Genomic DNA, 26,941 nt, shown 5'->3' with positions numbered 1-26,941 from the left:
CTAACTTTCAAACCGGACCACTCAAGTGGGGCTGATCAAATTATGATCTGAAGTGGTGGTGCATCAGCAAGAGCAGGGGTTATGAGTAAGAACGAAATAAGAGAGAAGAGGGGAAGGTGCATTCAAAAATCTCATAGTTGAGAAAAACAATTTGGGATTGAACAATCGATTCGATAGTTTCCGCACGGAAATGTGTTCATCCCATGTTATCCAATGTATGAAGCATGTGCTCTACAAGACGACACTGCGTTGAAGTGCCTAAAACTCTCAGCTTATTGAAATTTTTGAATTAAATTTACCTGAAAGTTGAATTGTCTGTTGATCCAAAAGCAAAAAGCCACTTAAAATTCAGGGACTAAAGCCAAAGGCCGTTTTTTGATGGATGGGAGACCTGAGAAGACGGCGTGTGGGGGAGCAGGCTTGTGTTCTATCGTGCGTTTTTCGGTTTCATTTTTGATTTTCTGTTGGTGCCACTCCGTTTCGGAACTCTACTAGTCACGATCGGCTATATTGGTTTTCTAGCCCTGAATATCCTCTTGATTCTGGCTGTTCCTGCGTTCTTTGATCTTTATGTGGTCAGTGAGCCTCGGGTCTTTGCTGAATTCCGCGATACGATGTTCTATCTGGATACGGCCTTTATTGGTGATCCAATCGTCTTCGTGAGCCTGGTGTTCTTCAATCTGCTGCTAGCAAACGCCACGTTGACGACACGCCTGACCCGAAGCCGCTGGCGGTTCTTTTATCCGGTTCATTTCACGCCCATCAATTTGCGCGAATATCGTGTGGCTCTTGCAGGTTTAGGCTATTATGTCAGCTGTTACAGCGCGAATTGGGTCTTCTATGAATTGCAGGTGGATGACCTTATTCTGACTGCTGCACGCGCGGCAGGTGTCTCCTGAGGTGCAAAACCCTCAGATTCAAGCGGAAAAAATGTGGTATTATAATACCTATTTTGTATCATGTTGATTTTATTGATTAAATTGCTTGGGTGTGTGTTTTTTTGTTCTTGACGTTGTGCTCAAGCTCGCGTATCTACCCGTTCCTACACGGAGCTATTACGTTTAGCTGCTCTTTCGGGCCTGAACGAATTTCTCCCAAGAATTTTAACCGTCAAAACTACGGTAGATCTTATGAAGACTCATTCCACTAAAGTGGCTGAGGTCGACAAGAAGTGGATCTTGATCGACGCAGAAGGCGTTGTTGTTGGCCGTCTGGCAGCATTCATCGCAAACCGTCTGCGCGGCAAGCACAAGCCGACCTACACACCACATATCGACGATGGCGACAACGTAATCGTTATCAATGCAGACAAAGTTGTACTGACTGGTAAAAAATACCAGAGCAAGAAGTACTACTGGCACACTGGTTACCCTGGCGGTATCAAAGAGCGCACTGCACGTCAGCTGATCGAAGGTCGTTTCCCAGAACGCGTTCTGGAAAAGGCTATTCAGCGTATGATGCCAGGCGGACCTCTTTCCCGTACACAGCTGCGTAACCTGCGTGTTTATGCTGCTGCAGAACATCCGCATGATGGCCAGTCTCCAGAAGTGGTAGACGTTAAAGCCATGAATCCTAAAAATGCGAAGAGGGGTTAATTATGTCTGAGCTACAGTCCCTTGAGGAACTGGGCGGCGCAATCGCCCCTACCGAGAACGAAGCTCCTGTACATGTTCAGAAGCTCGACGCACAAGGCCGTGCATACGCAACCGGTAAGCGTAAAGACGCTATCGCTCGTGTATGGATCAAGCCAGGCACCGGTAAAATCGTTGTAAATGGCAAAGAGTACGCTGAGTATTTCGCTCGTCCAGTACTTCAGCTGATCCTGCGTCAGCCAATCATGCTCACTGAGCGTGATGGCCAGTACGACATCAACGTTACTGTTGCTGGTGGTGGTCTTTCCGGCCAGGCTGGTGCTGTTCGTCACGGTATCTCTAAAGCACTTACTTTTTACGAGCCAGCATTGCGTCCGGTTCTGAAGAAAGAAGGCTTCCTTACTCGTGATAGCCGTGTTGTTGAACGTAAGAAGTACGGTAAGCGTAAAGCTCGTCGTTCCTTCCAGTTCTCCAAGCGCTAATACGCGATACTGGAAACAGTTTTACGGAAAGGGCTGCCATTTGGCGGCCCTTTTTGTTGTGGTAGAAGGGAGTTGATAAGTTTCGCTTTAAGTTTGAGCTTGTTTCTAGTGCCTGTAACAGTTTATCCGTACTAGTGCACATTTTGAATTTATATATTTGAGGTTCTTTTGCTATGAAGCGTGTTTTGTTATTTGCGGTTGTTTATTGTCTTTTCTTTTCAGTTGCTTTCGCGACTTGCAGTTCGGGTAAAGATATTTCTGCTCAACATGCGGATATGTGTACGCTTGTGCAGGGCAATCTCGATAGGGTCGCTGCGGCGCTCGCAGCTGAAGAATTGTGTCGGTACACACTTAGTGGTTATGAAAAAAGTAGACTTATTGGGTTGCTCTCCAGAGATCTTAATAGAGATTTGAACGATCTTGTCCAAATGTTCAAAAGACATGGGAAAAGTGTAAAGTTCTTTCCTCAAGAGCGAATTGAAAATCCTACCAATTCTGACTTTTGCCTTATGAATACAGCGCTGCTCGAGGTGTTGGGCCTTGAAGTTAACAAAGAAGACTAAGTACACTGGCGCTTGTAACGAAGAGATGGGGTGCGCTGTTTGCGGATGTATTCCGCTTGGCTTTGCGTTTAAGTTGAAATAGTTGAGTATCTCAACCCGCTTTTGCTTTCAGGCTGTTGTCGTTGACTGGAATGTTGCGCCAGCTCTTGTAGAGCGGATGGGCATTTTTCATATGCTCGAAGACTTTCACCATCACAAACAGTGAGGCGAACTTTGCGAGGTAAGCGAGGATGCCACCCGTAAGCATAAGCGGAAGATTGTTGGTGGTTGCTGCCCAGATCGCTGTGGCAACTGCGATTAGACCGATGACAAGAAGAGCGAGCGCTTTTTGATGATAAGGGGCTGGAACTGGAACAAACATCCGGTTCAGCCACATTCGCTCACCCAACATCGCCTTTTGCAGCCAGGTTTGAGCGCCAATTGCTTTTTTGCCAAAAGGTGGAATGACCCAAACCCATGCAGCAGCTGCAAGTGATAAGGCTAATGCCCAAAACCAGCCGAGTACTGGTTGATACCACAAGGGCGCAAGCAGTGCAGGAAGCACAAGGCATCTAACCAAGGGGTTTTTGGGTTTGTTCATGCGCGTAAGTGCTGCGCTTTGGGTGTTCAGGTGCCGAACATGTCGAGGATCCCAGCCGCCGATCTTTCGCGGTTGCATTTGTGATAGCTTAGGATCTCCTGCCACGTTGTCCTCCATTCATTCAGTGAGAACAAGCGTGGCGTCGAGCAGACTCACTGCGTGTTCTCTTTATATGCGCACCTTAACATAGCTGCCTGGTGCGTCTTCCAAAATTTTTGTGCGACGTGCGCCCGGTTTGCGTGCTTTTACCTGATTATCATCCTGAGATGTAATCCATTTTTGCCAGTGTGGCCACCATGATCCCGGTGTTTCAGATGCATCTTGCATCCAGTTTTCCAGAGCGCCCTCTGGCTTACTTCCTGTCCAGTACTGGTATTTCTCTTTGGATGGCGGGTTGACGACGCCAGCAATGTGGCCTGAGCCACTCAGAACGTACTCTACGGGACCACTAAAACATCCGCAGCCTTTAAATACGGATTTTGCAGGTGCAATGTGGTCTTCTTTTGTTGCCAGATTATAGATCGGGATCTGGACATCGCTCAGGTCGAGGTTTTCCCCGGCCAGCTCCATTTCGCCTTTCGCAAGTGCGTTCTTCTGGTAACAGTTGCGCAGGTAGTAGGAGTGGTTGGCAGCAGGCATGCGCGTGCTGTCCGCGTTCCAATAGAGCAGGTCAAACGGGAAGGGATCTTTACCGCGCAGGTAATTGTTGACCACGTAAGGCCAAATCAAGTCATTGGAGCGCAGCATGTTAAAGGCCGTCGCCATTTTGGAGCCGTCCAGATACCCTTTCTCGCCCATACGATGTTCAAGAATTTCGATCTGTTCTTCGTCCACAAACACCTTCAGGTCGCCTGCATAGGTGAAATCCACCTGAGTGGTCAGGAAGGTTGCGGATGCAATGCGATCTTGCTCACCAATTTTTGCAAGGTAAGCGAGGGTAGCAGCCAGCAAAGTGCCGCCGACGCAGTAGCCAATGGCGTTAACGGTCGTCTGCTGTGTGGTTTTGCGAATGCGCTCCAGAGAGTTGAGAATGCCGTCACGCATATAGTGCTTAAAGCTTTTTTGAGCCTGCGTCTCATCCGGATTGATCCACGAGACTACAAAGACAGTGTGGCCTTGATCCACGGCCCATCTGATGAACGATTTTTCCTTATTGAGATCAAGGATGTAGTACTTGTTGATCCAAGGTGGAACAATGAGGAGCGGGCGTTTGAGAACGGTCTCTGTCGTTGGTGTGTATTGAATTAGCTGGCAGACATCGTTCTGCTCTACGATTTTGCCGGGTGTGACCGCAACGTTCACGCCAACTTCAAATTTGTCCGGGTCAGTCTGGCGGATGCGTAGGTCTCCGTGACCGGCCTTGATGTCTTCCGCGAGCAACTTCATGCCCTTCACCAGATTGCCGGCGTTGGACGACATGGTCTCGCGTAGTAGCTCCGGGTTGGTGAGGATGAAGTTGGACGGCGACATGGCATTGGAGATTTGCTTTATGTAAAAGCCCGCCTTATGGCGCGTGTGGTCATCCAGTTCATCGGCGCCTTCGGCAAGTTCTTCAGCCCAGTTGCTCGTCTGCAAGTACATCTGCTTGATGAAGTCGAAGAAGTTGTTGTCGTCCCACTGGCTGTCTTTAAAGCGCTTGTCAGTGTTGGTGGGGACGACGATTGGTTCTCTTTCCTCTCCAGCCATGCGCTGGAGCGTGGAGTTCCAGATATTCATATATCCGGACCAGAGCTTGGTTTGAGCTTCTATGGCGCGAGAGGGGTCTTTCATCCAATAATTGCCGACCTCAGCGAGTGTCTTTACCACTGCGTTGAGTTCTTCGGTGCCACCGGATGCTGCTTCGCCTTTTTCGCGAGGCTCCAGATAGGCTGCCAGAGCCTTGCCGCCATTTTCGGCGATCTCGGAGAGGTTCTTGGCAAACTCCTCAGGATTATTGAGGATGTACTGCAACATTGGATTGGTGTCTTCACCGGTCATTTGCCTGCTCAGTCCTCGTATCTGGTGTCTGATTAATACTCGCCAGACCCAATAGTATTTGGTGTGCGTGATCGTGCTCAAAAATATGCCACATACACTCATGCGTAATGGGGCGGTGTCTTAGCCTACAAAAACGGCATAATGAGTATATCCCTAAGAATTTTGACAGGCACGTGAAAATCCATGCTGATTGTCTTAGTCCTTAGGTGGATTCTTAGTAGGTATTTAGCAAGTAAAGTGATCTTGCGGAACTGTGAGAAGTTTTGGGTTATTCTTAAGTTTTATGGATGAGTTCAACTCTTGAGGAAAACTCGGAATACTCCGAATTCTAATAGTATTTCTTCTTAATATTTATCGGTTATGGTTTGAGTATATCGTGTTCTGTGTTCAGTAAATGACAGCTGCCCTAGAGTAATAAACTATGTGTTGTTAACAGGGTAATATATGTGGACTACGGATGACGCAACTGCTAAGTGCATTTTTAATAAAGTTATGTGCGCTGCTTTTGTGTCGTCATCAGATAAAACGCGAGGTTCCAGATGTTGCTTAAGTTTCAACGAGTTTGCTGTGCAGTTGTGCTGGCAGGTTTTGTTGGCGGTTGTGCATTTGGCGAATCTTTGACGGTTTACGAGGCCATCGAAAAAGGCAACGGCACAAAGCAGACTGGTGTGGCTGAACTGCCGCCAGAAGTTTCCAGCGATTTGCTTTCCCCAGAACAGCGTGCGGCTTCTGAAGCCAATCTGCTTGCGATCTCCTCTGAGAGTAAGCGTAGGGCAGGTCTTGGTGAGAGCTTTGAGTCCAGTGCCGAACAGCTGAAAACGATTGCTGGTGAGCGGGCTGAGCAATCTCAGGATGTGCAGGCGCAATAATCTTTCGCCATGTTTCTAATGTGGTGAGTGCACCTTTAGTTGTGCATTTTGTGCGAAAGCCGTCTAATTTCTCAAGTTGAAATTGTAGGTCCCGTTGTTAGTCGCAGAATCCTGCGGCTTTTTCTTTGGATTTAAAGTTTCACATCTTCTTTGAAAACTTTAAAAAAATGTCGGTTTTATCCCTCATGAATGATGCGAAAAATGTTCGCACCTGCTAAAAGGCCGTGGAAACTTGGCTGAAATGACTCGGGACCAAGTTTGAACAGAAATCAAAATATAGCTTGAAACGCTAAACTGAAGAAAGTGAGGCTCGCGTCATGGACGACTTTCACAAGACACGCCGGCTCCCGCCATATGTCTTTGAACAGGTCAATCGTCTGAAAGCCAAAGCGCGAGCGGCAGGCGCCGATATTATCGACATGGGTATGGGCAACCCAGATTTGCCTACTCCGCAACATATTGTCGATAAACTGGTGGAGACTGTTCAGAACCCGCGCACACATCGCTATTCCGCATCCAAAGGGATCCCGGGATTGCGTAAGGCACAGGCTGGCTATTATGAGCGTCGCTTTGGTGTAAAGCTAAACCCAGATACGCAAGTTGTTGCGACACTGGGGTCCAAGGAAGGATTTGCCAACATGGCTCAGGCGATTACCGCGCCGGGCGATGTGGTGCTTGTCCCTAATCCATCCTATCCAATTCATGCATTTGGCTTCCTGATGGCAGGTGGTTCGCTGCGGTCTATCCCGGCAACTCCGAGTCCTGAGCTGTTTGAGGCTCTGGAGCGGGCTGTGGTCCATTCCATTCCGAAGCCAATTGCAATTATTCTGTGCTTCCCAGCGAACCCGACAGCAAGTGTTGCTGATCTGGATTTCTATCGCGATGTGGTTGCCTTTGCGCGTAAGCACGAAATCTATGTGCTTTCCGATCTGGCGTACTCCGAAATCTACTTTGGTGATGCTCCTCCTCCGAGCATCCTGCAGGTAGAGGGGGCAATGGATATTGCTGTTGAGTTTACCTCTTTGTCCAAAACCTTCTCTATGCCGGGGTGGCGTATGGGCTTTGCAGTTGGTAATGAACGTCTGATTGCGGCTCTTGCTCGCGTGAAGTCCTATCTGGATTATGGTGCGTTCACTCCAATTCAGGTGGCAGCTGCATCTGCGCTGAACGGATCAGATGACTGCATTCGTGAAACTCGCGAGATCTATAAGAAGCGCCGTGATGTGCTGATCGACTCATTTGGACGTGCCGGTTGGGATATTCCTGCTCCAGAAGCATCCATGTTTGCCTGGGCTCCAATTCCAGACCAGTTCAAACATCTAGGGTCTTTGGAGTTCTCCAAGCTGCTTATTGAAAAGGCAGATGTGGCGGTTGCTCCGGGAATCGGCTTTGGTGAACACGGTGAAGGTTTTGTGCGTATCGGTCTGGTTGAAAACGAACAGCGTATCAGGCAGGCCGCACGTGGCATTCGGAAGTTTTTTGAAGACGCGGGCAGCAATTCTGAGGAATTGAGCAAATCGGGCGCTTAAGCGCCCGCCCACCTACAGATACTGGGTATTTATGACTGATATTTTGAAAGTTGGCGTTGCTGGTCTAGGAACCGTCGGTGCTTCGTTGGTGCGTATCCTCGAGGCCAAGGCGAATGTTCTTGCCAATCGATGTGGCCGACCTATCAAAGTAGTGGCTGTGAGTGCTCGCAGCCGCTCTAAAGATCGTGGTGTTAATCTGGATGGATTGACCTGGTTTGAAGATCCCGTTGAACTTGCCAAGTTTGACGGGATTGATGTTTTTGTGGAGCTGATTGGTGGTGAAGACGGTCCGGCTGAGGTGAGTGTTCGCACTGCGCTAGAAACCGGTAAACATGTCGTCACAGCCAACAAAGCGCTCCTGGCGAAGCACGCGGTTGCGTTCTCCCACCTTGCAGAAGCCAAAGGTGTGAGCCTCAACTATGAGGCCGCCGCCGCTGGTGGTATTCCAATCATCAAGACCATGCGTGAGAGCCTTGCGGGCAATGATGTTTCCCGCGTTTACGGCATCATGAATGGCACTTGTAACTACATCCTCACGCGGATGGAGCAGGAAGGCCTGTCATTTGCTGAGTGTCTTGCTGATGCGCAGCGCCTTGGATATGCGGAGGCTGATCCAACCTTTGACATCGAAGGTTTTGATACCGCACACAAGCTTGCTCTGCTGACCAGCCTTGCGTTTGGCTGTGAAGTGAATGCCGATGCGATCTATGTGGAAGGGATCACTTCCATTACGACGGCTGATATTCGCGCTGCGGATGAGCTGGGTTACCGGATCAAACTGCTGGGTGTTGCTCAGCGCACTGATACGGGGATCGAGCAGCGTGTGCACCCGACTATGGTGCCGAAATCTTCTGCAATCGCCCGCATTGATGGTGTGTTAAACGCCGTTGCTGTTGATGGTGATGCGGTTGGTGAAGTGGTGCTGGTTGGACCGGGTGCTGGTGGTGATGCAACAGCATCCTCTGTGATCTCCGATCTTGTCGATATTGCACGTGATGTTTCTCTGCCGGTGTTTAGTCAGTCTGCGACAACACTTGCAGATTATGTTCCAGCGCGTATGCGAGCGCATGAAGGTGGTTATTACATTCGTCTGGCTGTGTTGGACGTAGCCGGTACTTTCGCCACAATTGCGCGCTGTATGGCGGACAAAGGGATCTCACTTGAGTCTATTGTCCAACGTGGACCGCATTCCAGAAATGATAAGGATGGTGTAAGCGATCCTGCAGCACCGCGAAGTGTTATCCTTATCACGCATGAGACCACTGAACTGGCTGTGCGTGAAGCTCTGGATGCGATTGCTGCTGAAAAAGTAACTTCTGGTAAGCCTCAGATGTTACGAATTGAGAACCTGAAATAATACTTCCTCACGTTTAACGTGAAAACAGGACACCCGAGAGGTTTAAATGGCGGATAGTCATCAGGACGCAACTGACGTTCTTGACCGTATTCTGACACTGGAACTTGCACGCGTTACGGAACGTGCTGCTGTATCTGCAGCACGTCTTCGTGGACGGGGCGATGAAAAGGCAGCTGATCAGGCTGCTGTGGACGCAATGCGCCGCGAACTGAACCAGCTGCCAATCGACGGTACTGTCGTGATTGGTGAAGGGGAACGTGATGAAGCGCCAATGCTCTACATTGGCGAAAAGGTTGGCACCAAAGACGGGCCAAAGGTTGATATCGCACTTGATCCGCTGGAAGGCACGACGATCTGTGCGAAGAACATGCCGAACTCCATCGCTGTTATCGCGCTGGCACCAGAAGGCGGTTTGCTGAACGCACCTGACAGCTACATGGATAAGATTGCGATTGGTCCGGGGTATCCTGAGGGTACCATCGATCTGGATCGCCCAATTCAGGAAAACCTTGCAGCTGTTGCGAAAGCAAAAGGCTGTGAAGTGAAAGACGTAACCGTCTGTGTGCTGGACCGTCCACGTCATGCCAAGCTGATTGACGACATCCGTGCGACCGGTGCTTCCATCTTCCTGATTGGTGACGGTGATGTTGCCGGCATCATTTACACCACTGACCCTGAAGAGACCGGTATCGATCTTTATGTTGGTATTGGTGGTGCTCCTGAGGGTGTTCTGGCTGCTGCAGCTCTGCGCTGTATTGGTGGTCAGATGCAGGGCCGTCTGGTGATCACTCGCGAAGAGCAGGTTGAACGCGCAGGCCGCATGGGTATTGACGACATCAATCGTAAATACACCATGGAAGAAATGGCTGGCGGAGACGTTCTGTTTGCTGCGACCGGTGTAACAACGGGTAACTTCCTGAAGGGTGTGAAGTTGGGCCGTGATAACATCACCACCCACACTGTTGTGATGCGTTCCACGACCGGTACTGTTCGTTTCATTGAAGCGAAGCATACACAGCTGGAAAAATTCCATCTGGATTGATTTAGCGCTTCCTTCAAGCTAGATAAACAGAGTGGGCGGGTGTGTTGAGCACTCGCCCCTTTTGCTTTTATACGAGAATCCGGGCAGTTTCTTTCTATGGTTATGACGTTGGATGCATCCAGTGCCGAGCGACGTGTCGTTCTTGGTGTCAAAAAGTCTTTGAGTGCACGTATGTGGCGTGAGCGGCTTGATGATCAGGGGCTCTCACAAGCACTTGCCATTGCGCAAAGAACCGATCTGCCTGAAGTGGTTGGCCGTGTGCTTGCCGGGCGCAATGTGGCGTTGGAAGAGGCCTCCGGGTTCTTAAATCCTTCCCTTAAAGATTTGATGCCGGATCCGTCGAAACTGGTGGATATGGACAAGGCCTGCGCGCGCGTTGCTGACGCGTTGCAAGCAGGGGTCAAGATCGCGATCTTTGGAGACTACGATGTTGATGGGGCGACGTCCTCTGCTTTGCTCAAGCGCTACCTGATGCAGCTTGGAGCAGAGCCGGATGTCTACATCCCGGATCGTATTATTGATGGCTACGGACCCAACCCGACAGCAATCAATCAGCTTCATGCAGGCGGAGCACGATTGCTGATTACAGTAGACTGTGGTTCCACCTCGTTTGAAGCGTTTGATGAAGCTAAGCGGATCGGGTTGGAAGTGGTGGTTTTGGATCATCATCAGGTGGATGAGAGCTTTCCGGAGGTTCATGCGCTGGTGAATGCCAACCGGCAGGATGACTTGTCAGGTCAGGGCCATCTGGCTGCTGTGGGCGTCACCTTCCTGTTTCTTGTTGGCCTTAACCGGGAACTGCGACGACGTGGTGCTTTTGCGCAGCGTGCTGAGCCTCGGCTTATGGACCTTCTTGATCTTGTTGCGCTTGGGACGGTTTGTGATGTTGTGCCGTTGAAGGGACTGAACCGTGCTTATGTGGTGCAGGGCCTTAAAGTGATGGCACGGCGTGAGAACATTGGCCTTTCCTGTCTTGCTGACATTTCCCGGTTGAGCGGAAAGCCAACACCGTACCATCTGGGCTACATGCTTGGGCCTCGCATCAATGCGGGTGGACGCATTGGCGATTCAGCTCTCGGCATGAAACTGCTTTCCTCTGATGATCGGGCTGAGGGAGAGCGCATTGCAGCCACGCTGGAACGTCTCAATCAGGAGCGTCAGGCCATGGAAGCTGTGATGCTGGAAGAGGGCGAGGGGCAGGCGTTCCAGAAAATGGAAGGAACTGTTCCTCCTGCCGTGCTTTTAACGGGAGCAGACGGCTGGCATCCGGGTGTTGTTGGGCTCATCGCATCGCGGTTGAAGGAGCGTTACCGCCGGCCTGCTTTTGCAATGGCATTTAATGAAAAGGGTTTGGGGACTGGCTCAGGCCGTTCGATCATTGGTGTTGATCTGGGCTCTGCGGTTCGTACAGCTGTTGAGGCGGGGTTGCTCGTCAAAGGCGGTGGGCACGCGATGGCGGCAGGGCTTACCATTGAAAAAGAAAAAGTGCCTGAGTTTGAGGCTTTCCTGACCGAGCAACTGAGTGAAGATGTGGAGCAGGCCTCTGCAGATCATGAACTCACCATTGATGGTGTGCTGACACCTGCTGGCGCGAACCTGAGCCTGCTGGATATACTGGAACAGGCAGGGCCTTATGGGGCCTCGCACGCAGAACCTGTTTTTGCGTTGCCATCTGTGCCGATCAAATTTTCAAAGGTGGTCGGGCAAGGGCATGTGAGTGTGACACTTGGCGGTAATGAGGGAACAAACCTGAAGGCGATTGCTTTTAAAGCGGAAGACCAGCCTCATGGAAAGGCGCTCTTACAAGCACGTGGCAAACCCCTCCATATTGCTGGTAGTTTGAGTGTTGATACGTGGCAGGGGCAGGCGAAACCGTCCTTACGCATTATTGATGTGGCAGACCCAACCAGAGGGCAATACGGCGCATAGATCCGGGCTTTTTGGATTGCTTCAGCCTGTGTGAGGCGTTTTGTCTTTCCCATCAAAGAGGGCGTGTGCGTGAATATCATCAAGGCGAGTAAACAGCATATTTCGGAAATGAATGAGGTGATCCTCGCAGCGAAAGGCCATTGGGGCTATTCGCAGGAGATGATGGATGTCTGGCTGCCTGATTTGATTGTTGATGAGGTTGTCTTGGCAAGCAGGCATTTCTGGGTCTTGGAAGCTGAAGGCCGGATTGTTGGTGTGTTTTCTATTTCCGTTGATGCAGAGCAACGCTGTGAGCTTGAAGACTTCTGGGTCTCGCCGCAACTGATGGGTAGGGGCGCAGGGCGGATTATGTTTGGCTTCATTCAGAACTGGCTGCAAGATCAGCAGCTTCCAGAGCTCGTGATTGTCTCTGATCCTCATGCCAAAGGATTTTATGAGCGTATGGGAGCGGAGGAAATTGGGTTTCAGCCTTCCCTTCCAGCAGGGCGAAAATTGCCGGTGATGCGATATGTTTTAGAACCAAGGCCGCTAAGGAATGTGTGATGGATTTTCGCAGGTATCAAACAGCTGACTATGACGCATGCCTTGAGATCTTTAAAGGGAACGTTCCCAAGTATTTCATGGAGTCTGAGCTGGAAGAATACAGCCTGAACCTGAAAAAACTTGATGATCCATACTATGTGGCCGAGCAAGATGGGCTGATTGTTGCTGCTGGTGGGTATTGCCTGAATGCTAAAGGGGTGGGGCTTACTTGGGGTATGGTGCGCCGTGAACTGCACGGTCAGGGGATTGGCAGAGCGCTCGTGCAATTCCGACTGAGGCGTATTGAGGAAGACTATCCAGATCAGGCGGTTTATATCGATACCTCACAGCATACACGTCCCTTCTATGAGAGAATGGGGTTTGTTGCTGAATCCGTCGAGACGGATGGTTATGGGCCCGGACTACATAAGGTGCTGATGAAACGGCCTGCTGTCTTAGCTTAATTTCTTGCGGAAAATATCTACTCCATCCACGTTTTCTTCAATGCACTGCCATCCCAAACCTTCATAAAACCCGCGCAGGCTGAGTTTTGCGAAGAGGTAGAGGTGTGGTGCGTCCTCGTTCGAGGCGAGTGCCTCCAGTTCTTTTGTGAGCCGGGAGCCGATGCCTTTGCCTTGATGCTCTGGCACGACCCATAGGGATGCCAGCCATGGTGAGTACTGCGGGCGCTTGCTCATATCTGATTGCACCAGCATGACCATGCCAAGGAACTCGGTCTGGTCGTGTGCAATCAATGTTGTGGGAATGGATTCTTTGTTGAGGCTGGTGCGGAGTTCCTCATAAACATCTTCAATCGGGTGGCCTTCCTCTTCCCACCATTCCAACCACATGCCCTTTGCTGCTGGCTCGAGGAACTGAGGAACATCAGCTAGTTTCGAGATACTCAGAGATTCGTGCATCGTCTTCCTCTATACAGTTTGAAGAACTATATCTCAGTGGCAACTTTCGTCAGCTATTAAACATCATGGAGTGCTGCTGAGGTTTTTTGCAAACTTTACTGGCTATCCTATATGCAGTTGATGCGTGTTTGTGTTTCGCGCAGAATGTGATTTGGAATTGAGATTTAAGGAGCAGCTATGCCGGATAGTGCAAGTGAAGCGGCGCCCGTTCACCAGCCTCGGATTAGACTTGGTCAAGGGCTTGGTCTTGGATTGGCGCTTGGCGGGTTTTGCGGTGTTATCGCCATTTTGACTTCAGCGGCAAGCTCGCATGCAGTCGATAACCAGTATCTTGGTATTATCTCTCAAATCACGATGATGCATGCAGCGGCTTTCGTCGGCTTGGGGGTTGCTCACGGGATTACAGGCTCAAAGGGCATTGCATTTGCCATGCTGTTACTGTTTGCCGGTGTTGGTTTGTTCTGTGGTGATCTGGCTCAGCGCTTGTTTGTCGGTGAGAAGCTGTTTGACTTTGCGGCCCCGACGGGTGGCATGTTGATGATCCTTGGCTGGTTGTTTGTTTTCTTAAGTGGTCTCAACCGGATGATGAGAGGCTAGCCTTCTCCTTTTGAGTTCTCATAATAAAGGGCGAACCAACTGGTCCGCCCTTTTTGGTATCTGACTTGGATCTCTGATATTTAATTGACCAGTCCGCGGCCTTTAAGAAGCGGCTCAATGGATGGCAGTTTACCGCGGAAATCCATGTAAGCTTTTGCCGGGTCCTGAGACCCGCCTGCCGCGTAGATGAATTTCTCCAATTTGGCTGCTGTATCCGCGTCAAATGCATCGCCCGTTTCTTCAAAGGCTTCAAACGCGTCGGCATCCATCACTTCTGACCAAAGGTAGCTGTAGTAACCCGCAGAGTATCCGTCTCCCGCGAAAGCGTGGAGGAGATGCGGAATGCGGTGACGCATGATGATCTCTTTTGGCATACCTACGCTATTGAGGATCTTCTTTTCCATCTGAGCGGGATCGAGATCGTCAAGCTTATCTTCTTTATGCATTGCCATATCGACAAGGGCAGTGGCGAGGTACTCGACTGTCGCAAAGCCCTGGTTGAAGTTTGCAGCAGCCAGCAGGCGCTCCAGCAGTTCTTCCGGAATGACTTCACCGCTCTGGTAGTGGCGGGCATACTTTTTCAAGATTTCCGGTTGATCCAGCCAATGTTCAAAGAGCTGGGATGGTAGCTCCACAAAGTCCCGCGCCACGCTGGTACCGGAGACAAGTGGGTGCGTTACGTTGGACATAAGACCATGCAGGCCGTGACCAAATTCGTGGAACAGTGTGCGGGCATCATCAAAGGTGAGCAGGGTTGGCTCACCCTCAGGTGCTTTTGAGAAGTTCATCACATTGACGATGATTGGGCGGACGTCACCTTTCAGCTTCTGCTGTGAGCGGAAGGCGCTCATCCATGCGCCGGAGCGTTTCGACGCGCGGGCAAAGTAGTCACCAATGAAAATGCCGAGATGATTGCCGGTTTTGTCAAAGACTTCAAATACACGCACATCTGGATGATATACGTCTTGTCCCTTCAGCTCTTTGAAGGTGAGGCCGAACAAACGGGTTGCGGTATAAAAGGCCGCTTCGATCATCTGATCCAGCTGGAAGTACGGCTTGATCTCAGCTTCATCAAGATCATGCTTGGCGCTGCGGACCTTCTCTGAGTAATAACGCCAGTCCCACGGAGAAATCTCGATGTTGTCGCCCTCAGATTGCGCCATATCCTGCAGGTCAGCAGCTTCTTCCAATGCGCGTGCTTTGGCTGGTCCCCAGACATTGGAGAGCAGGTCATCCACTGCACCAGTGTTTTTTGCCATGACATCATCCAGCTTGAATGCTGCAAAGCTCTCGAAGCCAAGGAGTTTGGCTTTCTCATTGCGGAGCTGCACTGTCTCACGGACGATGGCTGAGTTGTTTGTTTCACCGGGATTATCACCGCGGCTTGCCCAAGCATTGAAGGCTTCCTCACGCAAATCGCGGCGTTTGGAGAACTGCAGGAACGGTTCAATAGAAGAGCGGGAGAGGGTGATGGCGTATTTGCCCGGTTCTCCGCGTTCGTCAGCAGCAGCACTTGCGGCTTTTACAAGGAACTCCGGCAAGCCTTCCAGATCGCTTTCGTTTTCCAATACGAGTTTGTAGGAGGCTTCATCCGCCAGAACGTTCTGCGCGAAGTTGGTGCCAAGTGTTGCGAGACGCTCATTGATTTCTGCAATACGGGTTTTGCCATTGGCGTCCAGACCGGCACCTGCACGATGGAAAATAGCGTAATAACGCTCCAGCACACGGTCCTGTTCAGATGTCAGGTTCAGCGTGTCTTTCTTCGCCATCAGCGTTTCAATACGCTTGAAGAGGGCAAGGTTCAGATACTTCTTAGTGCTGTAGGCCGCCAGTTTTGGCGAAACATTGCGCTCAACTTGCTGCAGGGTTTCATTGGTATCTGCTGAGGAAAGGTTAAAGAATACGCTTGCAACCTGCTCCAGAGCTTCTTCGGACAGCTCCAATGCTGCGATGGTGTTTTTAAAAGTTGGTTCTTCAGAATTTTGAGCAATGCGATTGATGTTGTCTTCGCCTGCCTTAAAGGCCTCTTCAAATGCGCCCTCAAAGTCTTCCGGCTTGATCTGTGCGAACGGGGGAAGTCCAAACGGGGTTTTCCAGTCTTGCAGAAGAACCTTTGCGGTCTCGCTCATATTAAATCTCCGATGAAATTCAAAACACAGGCTGGACTCGGGTCATTTAGGAGGAGAGCCAGACTGCTTTAAATGAAATTGTGGACGCGTATTCCCTCAAGGAGGCAATGCCTCTTCATGGGAATGCGCGCTGGAGATGTGAATATGGGTGCTAATTGCAACTGCGTAAAGGAAGCGGGTTGAAAATTCCCCTAATCAATTCTCGACGCAAGGGAAGTTACTGGACTGGGAAGGGCAGCGAGACAGTTGTGAAACCTGTTGCTGTCACTGGTTTTTGAGGGGCAGCGAGTGTCATGACCCAGAAATTCCGGTAGGTGCCGTCTGCTCGGTTTGTGCGCGCTATGCCCATATGGGTGACGTTTTTGTTGAGCAGATTTTTGTTGTGATCGGGAGAGTCTTTCCAGCCTGTCATTGCCGCAGAAATGTTTGCGTAGCCTGCGCCCAGATTTTCTGCGCCTGCAAAGGATTTATAGCCGTCGGTCTGAGTGCGACTGATGAGGCTGGAGGAGGAATGGCGTCTGGTTTTGAGCGAATCCAGTCGGGCGATGTGATCGGCCATGTCCTGAGAGACTTCGCTAAGGTGCGGGTCCAGTTTGATCGGCGGCAGGGAATGCTTCGCACGCCATGCATTGGTCTGGCGCAATGCTTCGTTTTTGTTGATCGCAATCTGAGACAACTCAACCTTTGAAGTCTCCATACCCAAGCCAGCGCAGCCAGCAAGTGTTCCTGCCAGCAGCAAGGCTGCCGTCGCCTTTAATTCCAAACGCACGTGTGTAATCCCGAAATGCCCGATTAGTTCCTCTCATCTTAAGCGTGAAATTGGGCCGAAACTGTACCGCTCACGAATAATCCACGTAATTCCCAAGCTGATCTTTGATTTTGAATGTTCTTAGAAGGTGCGGTCTTGGTGCTTCAGGTGCTCTTCAGCTTTCCGACCAAGGGTACAGTTTATGGATTTAGGCCCACCGTGCATTTGAGTGGGGAGTTTTGGGGAATGTGTTCCAGATGGTCAGCTGCGTATTGTTCTCAGGGAGCAACAGGCTCTTAGTCTGTGTTTTTTCGGGAGTTTGGAGGGCCTTAGGGCGGTTATGTCTGCGCAAATGAATCTTGTAATGTCTGTGAGTGGCGACGAGGTTGAGAGGCCTGAGCAACAGGCTCTCTGGCTTCGTATGGCAGGGCGCGACTGGTTGGCTCCGATTATTCTTCTGCTATTATGTTTGTGCTTGTACCTGCCCGGGTTGATGACTGTTCCTCCGCTTGATCGTGATGAACCGAGATTTGCTCAGGCCTCCAAACAAATGATGGAGACAGGCAACTATGTTTCCATCCACTATCAAGAGCTGGCACGGAATAAAAAGCCGATCGGAATTTACTGGGCGCAAGTAGGTGTTGCCAAGCTATTGGGATATGGAGAGCGAGCGCCGATCTGGGTTTATCGCCTCCCTTCTGTCATTGGCGCAATTGCAGCTGTGTTGTTGACGTATTGGGCTGGGCGAGCATTCTTCCGGGAGCAGGAAGCCTTTTTAGGTGCACTGCTTGTTGCATTAGCTCTCATTTTAAATGTTGAAGCACATTTGGCTAAAACGGATGCAGCGCTTCTGGCATGTGTGATGTTGTCTCAAGGGGCGCTGGCTCGAGTGTGGATGGCGCAACAAAGCAAAACGTTGTGGAATCCTGCCGTGCTCTTTTGGGTTGGGTTGGCGCTGGGCACCCTTATCAAGGGGCCGATCATTCTTATGGTATGCGGCCTATCCATCCTGTCATTGGTTCTTTGGGAAAGACGGATCTCGTGGTTGAAAGGACTCGCTCCAATCGCCGGTTTTCTGCTGTTTCTTGCATTGGTCTTCCCATGGCTTATTGCCATTTACATCGAAACGAAGGGTGCTTTCTTCCAGGATGCGCTGGGCGGTGACCTTTGGGGGAAAGTGGGAACCGGGCGAGAGGCTCACGGCGCTCCACCACTCACGCACCTGTTAATCAGTTTCGTTATTTTCTGGCCAATCCCCTCTTTTCTCCTTGTGGCTATTAAGGGAATTGGGCAAGAATTGAATAAATATTGTTATAGATTCTTGTTGTGTTGGCTGATCCCGTCGTGGGTCATATTTGAATTGGTTTCAACGAAGCTGCCTCACTACACACTGCCGATGATGCCAGTACTGGCGCTGTTGGCAGCAGGTGTGTTGACGACTGGCAGAGCAAAGCAGGCCAGCGTTTATTGGCGATATGCCTCGGCGTTTTTATTCCTGTTGGTGCCGCTGGGCATTTTGATTGCTGTTGTTGTTGGGCCTTTGCTGCTTGATCTGTGGCCGTCTCCCCCCGGTGTTGTGCTGTGTGGGTTGGCTGTCATTGCAGCGTTATCAGCCGCTCGTAAACTGATTGGCGGTGAGCTTGTTGGAGCATTGCCGACGGTGGGGGCTTCGGCTTTGCTGATGTTTGTCGGCTTCTGGGCTTTTTCTGGTCCAGCCCTGTCGACCATCTGGATTTCCAGCCGTCTCGCCGAAGCTGTTGAGCAGCTCCCGGGATGTGAGCGGAAAGACGTTGCAACAGCAGGTTTTTATGAGCCCAGCTTTGTATTTTTGCAGGGCACGCAAACAAAATTACTTGGCGCAGAAGCTGCAGCGCGTTTTTTGGCGGACGGAAGCCAGAAAGCCGGAGTGCCTAAGGGGACCTGCAGAGTCGTGCTGGTGGAAGGACGGCAGCTGGATCGGTTTGATGCGGAAGCTCTTCGGTTGGGGATGAAGACTTCGGAAGTATCAACTGTATCTGGCCTGAATATCAATGGCGGTAAAGCATTGCTGTTACATATTTTTTCTGCGAGCGGGGCGACGTGATGATTAATGACGGCTCCATAGATACCTTAGAACGTCCAGCTCAGGACGTGGATCAAACAAGAGATAAATCCTGCGAGGCTCAGCCTCTCAAACAGGAAGTAAGTCGTGCAACGCCTTATGAGAAAAGCTATAAGGAAGATGCTCCGCGGGAAGAGAGTTCCACTCCTTCAATTGGAGAGCGTCTGATTGAGGCCTTACGAGTTGCTGGCAATAATGCGAGACAGCATTTTGGACAAACCTCAGCAATTTTGAAAAACCGAAGAGCGCGGAGCTCTGTTGCAGCCGCTGCTCTCCCTCCACTTTTGAAGCCACAAAATATTGCGGCCTTATTGATTGGGCTATGCGGTCTGGCAATGGTCTTTCTGGACCATAGTAGCCCGATTTGGGCCCGGAAACTGCCTGTTGCCTATCATGATATTTTCGAGGTCATTACAGATGTCGGCAAGTCCGACTGGATCCTGTTCCCGACTGGACTATGGATTCTAGCAATGATTTTTGGCGGCTGGCAGCGCCTCCCGTTTCGTAGAAAGATGGCAGTGTCGTATCTGACGATATACGGGAGTTATCTGTTCTTTGTTGTCGCTGTCAGCGGGCTGCTGGCCATTGTTCTGAAATGGAATATCGGGCGTGCCCGACCAACCCTTTTTGATGAAATGGGGCCAATGTATTTCGACTTTTTCGCGTGGGAGGCAAAGCTTTCAAGCCTTCCAAGCGGGCATTCGACAACAGCTGGTGCTCTGATCGTTGCTTTAGCATTGATTGCCCCCAGACTTCGGTGGCTGCTTGCTGTTGTTGGGCTTTGGATTGCTGCCAGTAGAGTGATTGTAGGAGCTCATTATCCTAGTGATGTTGTCGCTGGCATTATCATAGGTGGGGCATTTTCTTATTGCTGTGCCCGCTGGATGGCTCGTCGGCGGATCGGGTTTTCATTTGATGATAAAGGCGGTGTGCAACCGGTCATGAGCAGTATCTCTGCGGCTTTATGTTTGAGGTCCTGGCGGGCAGCGCGATCTGACAGTTTTTCTCCCGTACAAAAACAATCGGAGACACTCCGGGCTGATTGAGGTCATTGTCCTTAGCCTGAGCGGAGTTCCGTCTCAGGGTAGGGGTAACTGGAATGACCAAGAGTGCCGGTGTGAATGAGATTGACGTTAGCGTCGTTATCCCTGCGAAGAATGAGAGAGATAATCTTCCTCCCTTGCTGGATGAGATTGCGGAAGCTCTGAAGGACTACAGATTTGAAGCCATTGTGGTTGATGATGGCTCTACTGACGATAGTCTTGAGGTGTTGCGGTGCTATGCGTTGGAGCACGGCTTTTTGCGGCTGATCCATCATAAACGGTCTGGTGGGCAGAGTTGTTCTGTGCGTACAGGATTATTGCACGCGCGGGGCACATATATCGCCACGATTGACGGCGATGGGCAGAATAATCCGATCTATTATCGTGAAATGCTTGAGGCGATGGAGAAGGGGGGCGCGCGTGTTGGTCTTGCAGCCGGGCAGCGACTGGGGCGAAAAGCCAGCCTCTTCAAACGTTACGCTTCCAAAGCGGCTAATAAGCTGCGTGGTGCAATCCTGCAAGACAATACGCGAGATAGCGGATGTGGTCTCAAGTTGTTGCGGCGTGATGTGTTCTTGAAACTGCCGTATTTTGACAGCTGGCACCGGTTTTTGCCGGCCCTTGTTATCCGTGAAGGATTCGAGGTGGTTCATGTGGATGTGGTCGACCGTGAGCGCGAGCACGGTGTCTCCAAATATGGGATCTTTGACCGGGCGCTTATTGGGGTTCTTGATCTGTTTGGTGTGTGGTGGTTGCGTCGACGTCGAAAAGTCATTCCCGAGGTGGTGATGGTGACAGATTCGGATGTGTCTCCTGCTAAGGAGGACCATTGATGTTCTCGGGTTTGTATGACTGGCTTTATGATGTTTTCGTCGCTCAATTGGATTTCTGGGTTCTTTGGGGATTTGTCGCGCAATTCATGTTCATGATGCGCTTTATGATCCAATGGATTGCCTCTGAGCGGGTGGGGCGGTCCATTGTTCCAGTAGCTTTCTGGTTCTTCTCAATAGGGGGTGGATCGCTCCTTTTGACTTACGCTATCGTCAAGAAGGATCCGGTTTTTATTGCGGGACAGGGCCTCGGATTGATCATTTATTTCCGAAATCTATGGCTTATCTACAAGGAAAAACGCAAGGACCCGAATTTCTAGGCGATTTATCCGCAATAAATGCAAACTGAATACACGAGTATAGCTGAACGCTATTTGCCCATAGGGAAGATAGACTTCCTTGTGGGATTTTCGTAAAATTGCGTATTATTTGTGCAGTGGGATTGTAAAGGTTAGTGTGAAATACGTATTTTTGAAGAAAATTGCTCAGATTATGCGGTCAGTTTTTAAGGTTAGTTTTTTCATTGCGCTTGTAGTCTAAGTAATATTTCCTCTCTATTTCAGTATTGTTTGGATTAATTTGTTTGCTGGTGTATACATAACTATATTTTGCAATTTTGATTAATGGTTAAAGCGCGTGCAGCTGAGATATAAATTGCATAGAAACTTTGCAATCGTTGATGAATAGCACCTCGTAGACTAACTTATTAATAAAAACCTCTTGACGTTTTTAGAGAAATATCATCGAATGCTTAGCGAGGAGTGGTTGAAGCCAATAGGGGGGCTTTAAGGACATGCGCTGACATGTCTGTCTTGGGTGTTTTTCTTAGAGGAGGAGAACGGCCTGCTACTTCCGGTGATGAATTTTAAAATTGGACAAGAAAAAGAGGCTCCAATTCTATGAAAAAAATGATCCTTCCAGTTGCGCTGGGTGCAGCGTTCGCAGCGACTGCTCTGTCTGCAGCTTCTGCCGGCACTCTCGAAGACGTGAAAGAGCGCGGTAAGCTGCGCTGCGCGGTTTCCACTGGTCTTGCAGGCTTTTCTTACACCGACGAAAACGGCAAATGGCAGGGCTTTGACGTTGACTATTGCCGTGCAGTAGCTGCTGCTGTTCTTGGTGATCCGGATGCAGTTGATTTCTCACCAACCACTGGTAAGACCCGCTTTACTGCGCTGGCTTCCGGTGAAGTGGACATCCTGTCCCGTAACACCACCTGGACGTTCTCCCGTGATGCAGACCTGAAGTTCACCTTCCTTGGTGTGAGCTACTACGATGGTCAGGGCTTCATGGTGAAGAAGTCTCTTGGTGTTGCTTCTGCTAAAGAGCTGGACGGTGCAACTGTTTGTATCCAGACTGGTACAACAACAGAGCTGAACCTGTCTGACTACTTCTCAGCTGAAGGCATGTCTTACGAGCCGCTGTCCATTGAGACAAACACTGAAGGTCGTGCAAACTACCTTGCAGACGCTTGTGACGTGTACACGACCGATGCTTCCGGTCTGGCTGCTTCCCGTGCAACATTCGAGAACGCAGACGATCATATCGTTCTTCCTGAAATCATCTCCAAAGAGCCTCTGGGTCCGCTCGTCCGTCATGGCGACGATCAGTGGGCAGACATTGGCCGTTGGGTTCTGAATGCAATGAAGATTGCGGAAGAAAAAGGCATCACCGCTGCAAATGCAGACGACATGGCCGCTAACACCAAAGATCCAGAAGTTAAGCGTCTGCTTGGTGCTTCCGGTGAAATGGGTGCATCCCTTGGTCTGGGTAACGACTTCGCTCTCGTAGCTATCAAATCCGTTGGTAACTACGGCGAAATGTTCGAGCGTCACCTGGGCACACAGACCAAAGTTAATCTGGCTCGTGGTTTGAATGCGACATGGACCGAAGGTGGTCTGCAGTACGCACCTCCGTTCCGTTGATCTGACCTTGATCTGACAAAAGGGGCGCTGTTGCAGGATAACAGCGCCCTTTTTTCTAAGCATAATAAATAAGGCGGGCTACTTATGAGCGCTTCAACCGTACCAGCCGATAATAGCTTCCAGTTGTCGCAACTGTGGCGAGATGCCCGATACAGATCTTATTCGATCCAGATTATCGCGCTTGTTGTTACCCTGTCAGTTGTGATGATGCTCATCAGCAATGCTGTCGAGAACCTCGAAGCACTTGGCAAAGATTTCAATTTTGGATTCCTATCTGAGCCATCGGGATATCCTATTATCCCAGCTCTAGTGGAATATAGTGCTGCTTCGGCGCACTGGAAAGCAGCCCTTGTGGGTGTGCTCAACACGCTGCTAGTTTCCTTTCTAGCGTGTTTGACTGCGACAATCATTGGCGTTTTCGTCGGTGTTCTGCGTCTCTCCAATAACTGGGTCGTCTCCCGCTTGATGGCGGTATACATTGAAGGTGTTCGTAACGTACCGCTGCTGCTGCAGATTCTGGCATGGTACGCTGTCTTCATTCATGTGTTTCCAACTCCCAAGCAGGCTGTTAAAGCACCAGTTATTGAAGGGGCGGTTTATGCAACAAACCGTGGTTTCTATGTTCCTGGACTGACCTTCGATGGTGGCTACCAGATTGTTGTTGCAGTTTTGCTCGCTTCCATCGGTGGCATTTTTGTATTCCGTCGTTGGGCGCGTCAGCGTCAGGAAGCGACTGGTCAGATCCTGCCTGTAGGCTACATCACGCTTGGTATTTTGATTGTACCAGCCGTTTTGGCTTACTTCGCTTCTGGTATGCCGATTGGCCTTGATTACCCTGTTGCCGGACGCTTTAACCTGAACGGTGGTGTCAAAGTTGGTGCTCCGCTAGTTGCTCTGTGGTTTGCGCTTTCCATCTACTCTGCTGCGTTTGTTGCGGAGATTGTTCGTGCTGGTATCATGGCGATCAGTAAGGGACAGACAGAAGCTGCTTATGCTCTTGGCCTTCGTCCAAAACGGACCATGAACCTTGTGGTTCTGCCGCAGTCTTTGCGCATCATTATTCCGCCAATGATCTCCAATTACCTGAACATCACCAAAAATTCATCTCTGGCGATTGCAGTAGGGTATTCGGATCTGGCCGGCACACTGGGCGGTATTACACTGAACCAGACAGGCCGTGAGATGGAGTGCATGTTGCTTCTGATGGCAACATATCTGCTGATTTCACTATCTATTTCAGCAGTCATGAATTTTTACAATGAATCCGTAAAGCTGAAGGGGCGCTAACATGAGTGAAAATAATTTCGCCTTTGTCTCGACCTCTGAAAAGCCTCAGCTGCCACCTCCCCAGGGTACAACTGGTGCTGTCGGCTGGATCCGTGAAAACCTGTTCTCGTCGCCGCTCAACACTATTTTGACGCTGCTCTCAATTTTTGTGGTGTATTCAACCGTGCCGGGTGTGGTCAATTGGGCGTTTGTGGATTCAGTCTGGAATGCGAACTCTCTGGATGAATGCCGGGCACTGACAGAAAATGGTGCTTGTTGGGCCGTTATTCGTGAGCGTTATCATCAGTTCCTGTTTGGTTTTTACCCAACTGAGCTGTACTGGCGTCCGATTTTGGCTTTCGTGCTGCTGTTCCTAGCTCTTGTACCCGCCCTTTGGGATGGTATGCCAAAGCGTAGTACAGCGTTGATGGCTTCTATGGCATACCCATTTGTGGCGTTCTGGCTGATTTGGGGTGGTTTTGGTCTTGAGCCGGTTTCCTCCACCAAGCTGGGCGGTTTGCTGCTGACCATGATTATCGGTGTCTCCGGTATTTCGTTCTCGCTTCCGATCGGTATCGTTCTTGCGCTGTCTCGCAGTTCCAATCTGCCTATTGTGAAGTCTCTGGCGATTATCTTCATCGAGTTCATTCGCGGTGTGCCGTTGATCACCTTGCTGTTTGTTGCGCACGTTCTGCTCAACTACTTCCTGCCAAAGGGCGTGAACTTCGACATCGTGCTGCGTGTTGTCATCATGGTGACCTTCTTTGCCAGTGCTTATATGGCAGAGGTCATTCGCGGTGGTTTGGCTGCATTGCCAAAAGGGCAGTATGAAGCAGCGGATGCATTGGGGCTGAGTTATTGGCAGAGCATGCGTCTGATTATTCTGCCGCAAGCGCTCAAAATTTCCATCCCAGGTATCGTGAACACCTTCATTGGCTTGTTCAAAGACACCACACTGGTTTTGATTATTGGCCTTATGGATCCTCTCGGATTGGTTGCGCCAACGCTCGCTGACCAACGTTGGAATGGTATTTTTGTGGAACTTTATGCGTTTATCGCGTTCATGTTCTTTATCTTCTGCTTTGCAATGTCCCGATATTCGATGTATTTGGAACGCAAACTGCATACCGGCCATCGCTAGTCGCCTGGCGCAAGCCAAGAGAAACTCGGAGAAATAAAAATGAGTGACGCAAATCTCGCTGATGTTCAGGCGGACCGCTCAAAAATGCAGATTTCGGATACCGATGTGGCTATCGAAATCAACGGCATGAATAAATGGTATGGTGACTTTCATGTTCTGCGCGACATTAACCTGAAGGTTATGCGCGGCGAGCGTATCGTGATCTGTGGTCCATCGGGTTCTGGAAAGTCCACTATGATCCGCTGTATCAACCGTCTTGAAGAGCATCAGAAGGGCCGTATCGTTGTCGACGGTATTGAGCTGACTTCTGATCTCAAGAAGATTGATGAGATCCGCCGTGAAGTCGGTATGTGCTTCCAGCACTTCAACCTTTTTCCGCATCTGACCATTTTGGAGAACTGTACGCTGGCTCCAATCTGGGTTCGCAAGATGCCTAAGAAGCAGGCTGAAGAAGTTGCGATGCATTACCTTGAGCGCGTGAAGATCCCTGAGCAGGCCAACAAGTACCCAGGTCAGCTTTCCGGTGGTCAGCAGCAGCGTGTGGCAATTGCCCGTTCGCTGTGCATGAACCCGAAGGTTATGCTGTTTGATGAGCCGACATCCGCACTTGACCCTGAGATGATCAAGGAAGTTCTGGACGTGATGATCGGTCTGGCGGAAGAGGGTATGACCATGCTTTGTGTGACCCACGAAATGGGCTTTGCCCGTAAAGTGGCAAACCGCGTGATCTTTATGGATCAGGGGCAGATTGTTGAGCAGAATGAGCCAGAGCCATTCTTCACCAATCCGCAGCATGAACGTACTCAGCTGTTCCTCTCCCAGATCCTCAATCACTGATCTGGATAGAGTTCTCAATTCAAAGCCTCGCTGTTTCAGCGGGGCTTTTTTCTTGTCTACTGTCTGCCGTTTTCACAGTTTGCCCCTCGCCACGTCTTTCCTTGCAGAGCATTGCTCTCAACAAGGAAAACAAAATGGCAGACTTTGATCTTTATGCTGGTATCGTCCAGCACTCCCCGAAATCCTGTGGTGCTTACTGTGTGAATGCGGCTCTTGCGCAACTTGGCTTTATGCCTAAGGCGACGGACGTAAATACGCTCAATGCGGCTGATCTTACCAAAGGCTATGATGTCACAACCGATCCTGGGCGCATCAATTTATGGCGGCTGAGTCACTTGATTTATCATCGCTTGCAGATTGCTGAGGTGGTGACGACACAGACTTATAAAGTTTCAGGAAATCTGGAACTTGATCTTACAGCCTCACCAAATCCAACTGCACTTTATAAAGAAAATGATGATGGGACGGTTGATTTGGAGAACAGCCCTTCGGGTATGGTTGCTGTTGCGAAAACTCTTGCCCCGGGTCTGGCAAAGAATATTATTTATTACACTGCATTCGGCAAAGGCTTGTTCAATAACTTCAAAGTTCTGAATGCGGCTGGTGGTTATCTCTTCAATCGTGAGGAAGACTTGATTCAGAACAAGCTCGGCAAGACTGTGAGCCTGTCCACCGTGACCAATATTCCGTTCCAGACCAATCAAGTAAACCTTATTCTGGTGCAGTATGCGGGCACCAATACGATGCATTGGGTTGCTGGTACGCGTCATCTGACGGATACGGATAAGGCCATGATTTATGATCCGGCGACAGGTGATGTTCTTGAAATTGCGACCACCGGTAACTTCAAACCGCAGACCAGCCCTTCCGCAAAGCCAGCGACACAGATCGGTCCGAACTCCTACGAGTTTCCAGGCATCTGGATACGGTTGGGAGCTTAACGTGGTGTGCTGCAAGATGATATT

General features: G+C 50.2%; 26 protein-coding genes. 21 read left to right on the top strand and 5 right to left on the bottom strand.

Going from position 1 to position 26,941, the window contains the following annotated elements:
• Positions 1 to 422: 422 nt before the first annotated feature.
• The 4 genes from PsWM33_RS01665 (at position 423) to PsWM33_RS01650 (ending at position 2,637) form a co-directional block, all read left to right on the top strand.
• A complete protein-coding gene (locus PsWM33_RS01665) occupies positions 423 to 899 on the top strand; it encodes a hypothetical protein (protein ID WP_208994347.1) in 477 nt (158 codons plus the stop codon).
• 231 nt (positions 900 to 1,130) lie between these two features.
• A complete protein-coding gene (gene rplM, locus PsWM33_RS01660) occupies positions 1,131 to 1,595 on the top strand; it encodes a 50S ribosomal protein L13 (protein ID WP_057464394.1) in 465 nt (154 codons plus the stop codon).
• Between the two features lie 2 nt (positions 1,596 to 1,597).
• Positions 1,598 to 2,074 carry a 30S ribosomal protein S9 gene (rpsI, locus tag PsWM33_RS01655; RefSeq protein ID WP_057464395.1) on the top strand — a complete coding sequence of 159 codons (477 nt, stop codon included), beginning with the start codon at positions 1,598 to 1,600 and terminating at the stop codon, positions 2,072 to 2,074.
• A 173-nt stretch (positions 2,075 to 2,247) separates the two neighbouring features.
• Complete coding sequence (locus tag PsWM33_RS01650) at positions 2,248 to 2,637, top strand: hypothetical protein (RefSeq protein WP_063298999.1); 390 nt, start codon at positions 2,248 to 2,250, stop codon at positions 2,635 to 2,637.
• A 91-nt stretch (positions 2,638 to 2,728) separates the two neighbouring features.
• Here the strand turns inward: PsWM33_RS01650 and PsWM33_RS01645 are convergent, their stop codons facing one another.
• Positions 2,729 to 3,322: a DUF6653 family protein gene (locus tag PsWM33_RS01645; protein WP_208994346.1), complete on the bottom strand. Its 594-nt coding sequence runs from the start codon at positions 3,320 to 3,322 to the stop codon at positions 2,729 to 2,731.
• 63 nt (positions 3,323 to 3,385) lie between these two features.
• Positions 3,386 to 5,194: a PHA/PHB synthase family protein gene (locus tag PsWM33_RS01640; protein WP_063298997.1), complete on the bottom strand. Its 1,809-nt coding sequence runs from the start codon at positions 5,192 to 5,194 to the stop codon at positions 3,386 to 3,388.
• A 539-nt stretch (positions 5,195 to 5,733) separates the two neighbouring features.
• On the opposite strand from PsWM33_RS01640, the gene PsWM33_RS01635 reads away from it, so the two are divergent.
• From PsWM33_RS01635 to PsWM33_RS01605, 7 genes are all read left to right on the top strand, one after another.
• Positions 5,734 to 6,063, top strand: coding sequence for a hypothetical protein (locus PsWM33_RS01635; RefSeq protein ID WP_208994345.1), 330 nt, complete (start codon positions 5,734 to 5,736; stop codon positions 6,061 to 6,063).
• Between the two features lie 317 nt (positions 6,064 to 6,380).
• Positions 6,381 to 7,592: an LL-diaminopimelate aminotransferase gene (locus tag PsWM33_RS01630; RefSeq protein ID WP_063298996.1), complete on the top strand. Its 1,212-nt coding sequence runs from the start codon at positions 6,381 to 6,383 to the stop codon at positions 7,590 to 7,592.
• Positions 7,593 to 7,623: 31 nt separating this feature from the next.
• Complete coding sequence (locus PsWM33_RS01625) at positions 7,624 to 8,949, top strand: homoserine dehydrogenase (protein ID WP_063289179.1); 1,326 nt, start codon at positions 7,624 to 7,626, stop codon at positions 8,947 to 8,949.
• A 46-nt stretch (positions 8,950 to 8,995) separates the two neighbouring features.
• A complete protein-coding gene (glpX, locus tag PsWM33_RS01620; protein ID WP_063289178.1) occupies positions 8,996 to 9,991 on the top strand; it encodes a class II fructose-bisphosphatase in 996 nt (331 codons plus the stop codon).
• A 96-nt stretch (positions 9,992 to 10,087) separates the two neighbouring features.
• Positions 10,088 to 11,920: a single-stranded-DNA-specific exonuclease RecJ gene (gene recJ, locus PsWM33_RS01615; protein ID WP_063298995.1), complete on the top strand. Its 1,833-nt coding sequence runs from the start codon at positions 10,088 to 10,090 to the stop codon at positions 11,918 to 11,920.
• Positions 11,921 to 11,989: 69 nt separating this feature from the next.
• Positions 11,990 to 12,463: a GNAT family N-acetyltransferase gene (locus PsWM33_RS01610; RefSeq protein WP_063298994.1), complete on the top strand. Its 474-nt coding sequence runs from the start codon at positions 11,990 to 11,992 to the stop codon at positions 12,461 to 12,463.
• Positions 12,463 to 12,906, top strand: coding sequence for a GNAT family N-acetyltransferase (locus tag PsWM33_RS01605; protein WP_063298993.1), 444 nt, complete (start codon positions 12,463 to 12,465; stop codon positions 12,904 to 12,906). The genes PsWM33_RS01610 and PsWM33_RS01605 overlap by 1 nt, the downstream gene beginning before the upstream one ends.
• On the opposite strand, the gene PsWM33_RS01600 is transcribed toward PsWM33_RS01605, so the two are convergent.
• The gene (locus PsWM33_RS01600; protein WP_063298992.1) at positions 12,898 to 13,362 is read right to left on the bottom strand and encodes a GNAT family N-acetyltransferase; all 465 of its coding nucleotides are present in this window, start codon (positions 13,360 to 13,362) and stop codon (positions 12,898 to 12,900) included. The genes PsWM33_RS01605 and PsWM33_RS01600 overlap by 9 nt on opposite strands.
• A gap of 177 nt (positions 13,363 to 13,539) precedes the next feature.
• Here PsWM33_RS01600 and PsWM33_RS01595 point away from each other — a divergent pair, with 177 nt between their 5' ends.
• Entirely contained in the window at positions 13,540 to 13,959 is a 420-nt protein-coding gene (locus PsWM33_RS01595; protein ID WP_063298991.1) for a DUF423 domain-containing protein, read from the top strand.
• A gap of 80 nt (positions 13,960 to 14,039) precedes the next feature.
• Here PsWM33_RS01595 and PsWM33_RS01590 read toward each other — a convergent pair whose 3' ends face one another.
• Both PsWM33_RS01590 and PsWM33_RS01585 read right to left on the bottom strand, forming a co-directional pair.
• On the bottom strand, positions 14,040 to 16,088 hold the full coding sequence (locus PsWM33_RS01590) for a M3 family metallopeptidase (protein ID WP_063298990.1): 2,049 nt from the start codon (positions 16,086 to 16,088) through the stop codon (positions 14,040 to 14,042).
• A 217-nt stretch (positions 16,089 to 16,305) separates the two neighbouring features.
• Positions 16,306 to 16,857 (bottom strand): CAP domain-containing protein, encoded by a 552-nt coding sequence (locus tag PsWM33_RS01585; RefSeq protein ID WP_208994344.1) that lies wholly within the window; start codon positions 16,855 to 16,857, stop codon positions 16,306 to 16,308.
• Between the two features lie 343 nt (positions 16,858 to 17,200).
• Here PsWM33_RS01585 and PsWM33_RS01580 point away from each other — a divergent pair, with 343 nt between their 5' ends.
• The 9 genes from PsWM33_RS01580 (at position 17,201) to PsWM33_RS01540 (ending at position 26,917) form a co-directional block, all read left to right on the top strand.
• Entirely contained in the window at positions 17,201 to 18,919 is a 1,719-nt protein-coding gene (locus PsWM33_RS01580) for an ArnT family glycosyltransferase (protein ID WP_063299003.1), read from the top strand.
• A complete protein-coding gene (locus tag PsWM33_RS01575) occupies positions 18,919 to 19,983 on the top strand; it encodes a phosphatase PAP2 family protein (RefSeq protein WP_063297475.1) in 1,065 nt (354 codons plus the stop codon). Before PsWM33_RS01580 ends, PsWM33_RS01575 begins: the two co-directional genes overlap by 1 nt.
• 53 nt (positions 19,984 to 20,036) lie before the next feature.
• Positions 20,037 to 20,813 carry a glycosyltransferase family 2 protein gene (locus tag PsWM33_RS01570; RefSeq protein ID WP_063297474.1) on the top strand — a complete coding sequence of 259 codons (777 nt, stop codon included), beginning with the start codon at positions 20,037 to 20,039 and terminating at the stop codon, positions 20,811 to 20,813.
• Positions 20,813 to 21,130: a lipid-A-disaccharide synthase N-terminal domain-containing protein gene (locus tag PsWM33_RS01565; protein WP_063298989.1), complete on the top strand. Its 318-nt coding sequence runs from the start codon at positions 20,813 to 20,815 to the stop codon at positions 21,128 to 21,130. The genes PsWM33_RS01570 and PsWM33_RS01565 overlap by 1 nt, the downstream gene beginning before the upstream one ends.
• A 579-nt stretch (positions 21,131 to 21,709) precedes the next feature.
• Complete coding sequence (locus PsWM33_RS01560) at positions 21,710 to 22,732, top strand: amino acid ABC transporter substrate-binding protein (protein WP_063292369.1); 1,023 nt, start codon at positions 21,710 to 21,712, stop codon at positions 22,730 to 22,732.
• A gap of 84 nt (positions 22,733 to 22,816) precedes the next feature.
• Entirely contained in the window at positions 22,817 to 24,019 is a 1,203-nt protein-coding gene (locus PsWM33_RS01555) for an amino acid ABC transporter permease (protein ID WP_063298988.1), read from the top strand.
• Position 24,020: 1 nt separating this feature from the next.
• Positions 24,021 to 25,139, top strand: a complete 1,119-nt coding sequence (locus tag PsWM33_RS01550) for an amino acid ABC transporter permease (RefSeq protein WP_063289167.1) — start codon at positions 24,021 to 24,023, stop codon at positions 25,137 to 25,139.
• Positions 25,140 to 25,178: 39 nt separating this feature from the next.
• Entirely contained in the window at positions 25,179 to 25,976 is a 798-nt protein-coding gene (locus PsWM33_RS01545; protein ID WP_063297469.1) for an amino acid ABC transporter ATP-binding protein, read from the top strand.
• Positions 25,977 to 26,110: 134 nt separating this feature from the next.
• Positions 26,111 to 26,917: a hypothetical protein gene (locus PsWM33_RS01540; protein ID WP_063298987.1), complete on the top strand. Its 807-nt coding sequence runs from the start codon at positions 26,111 to 26,113 to the stop codon at positions 26,915 to 26,917.
• Positions 26,918 to 26,941 lie beyond the last annotated feature (24 nt).

It is taken from the genome of Pseudovibrio sp. WM33 (genome assembly GCF_001623165.1).
GTDB lineage: Bacteria > Pseudomonadota > Alphaproteobacteria > Rhizobiales > Stappiaceae > Pseudovibrio.
Note: the sequence above shows the minus strand (reverse complement) of the source record. Positions and strands in the feature narration are given on the sequence as shown.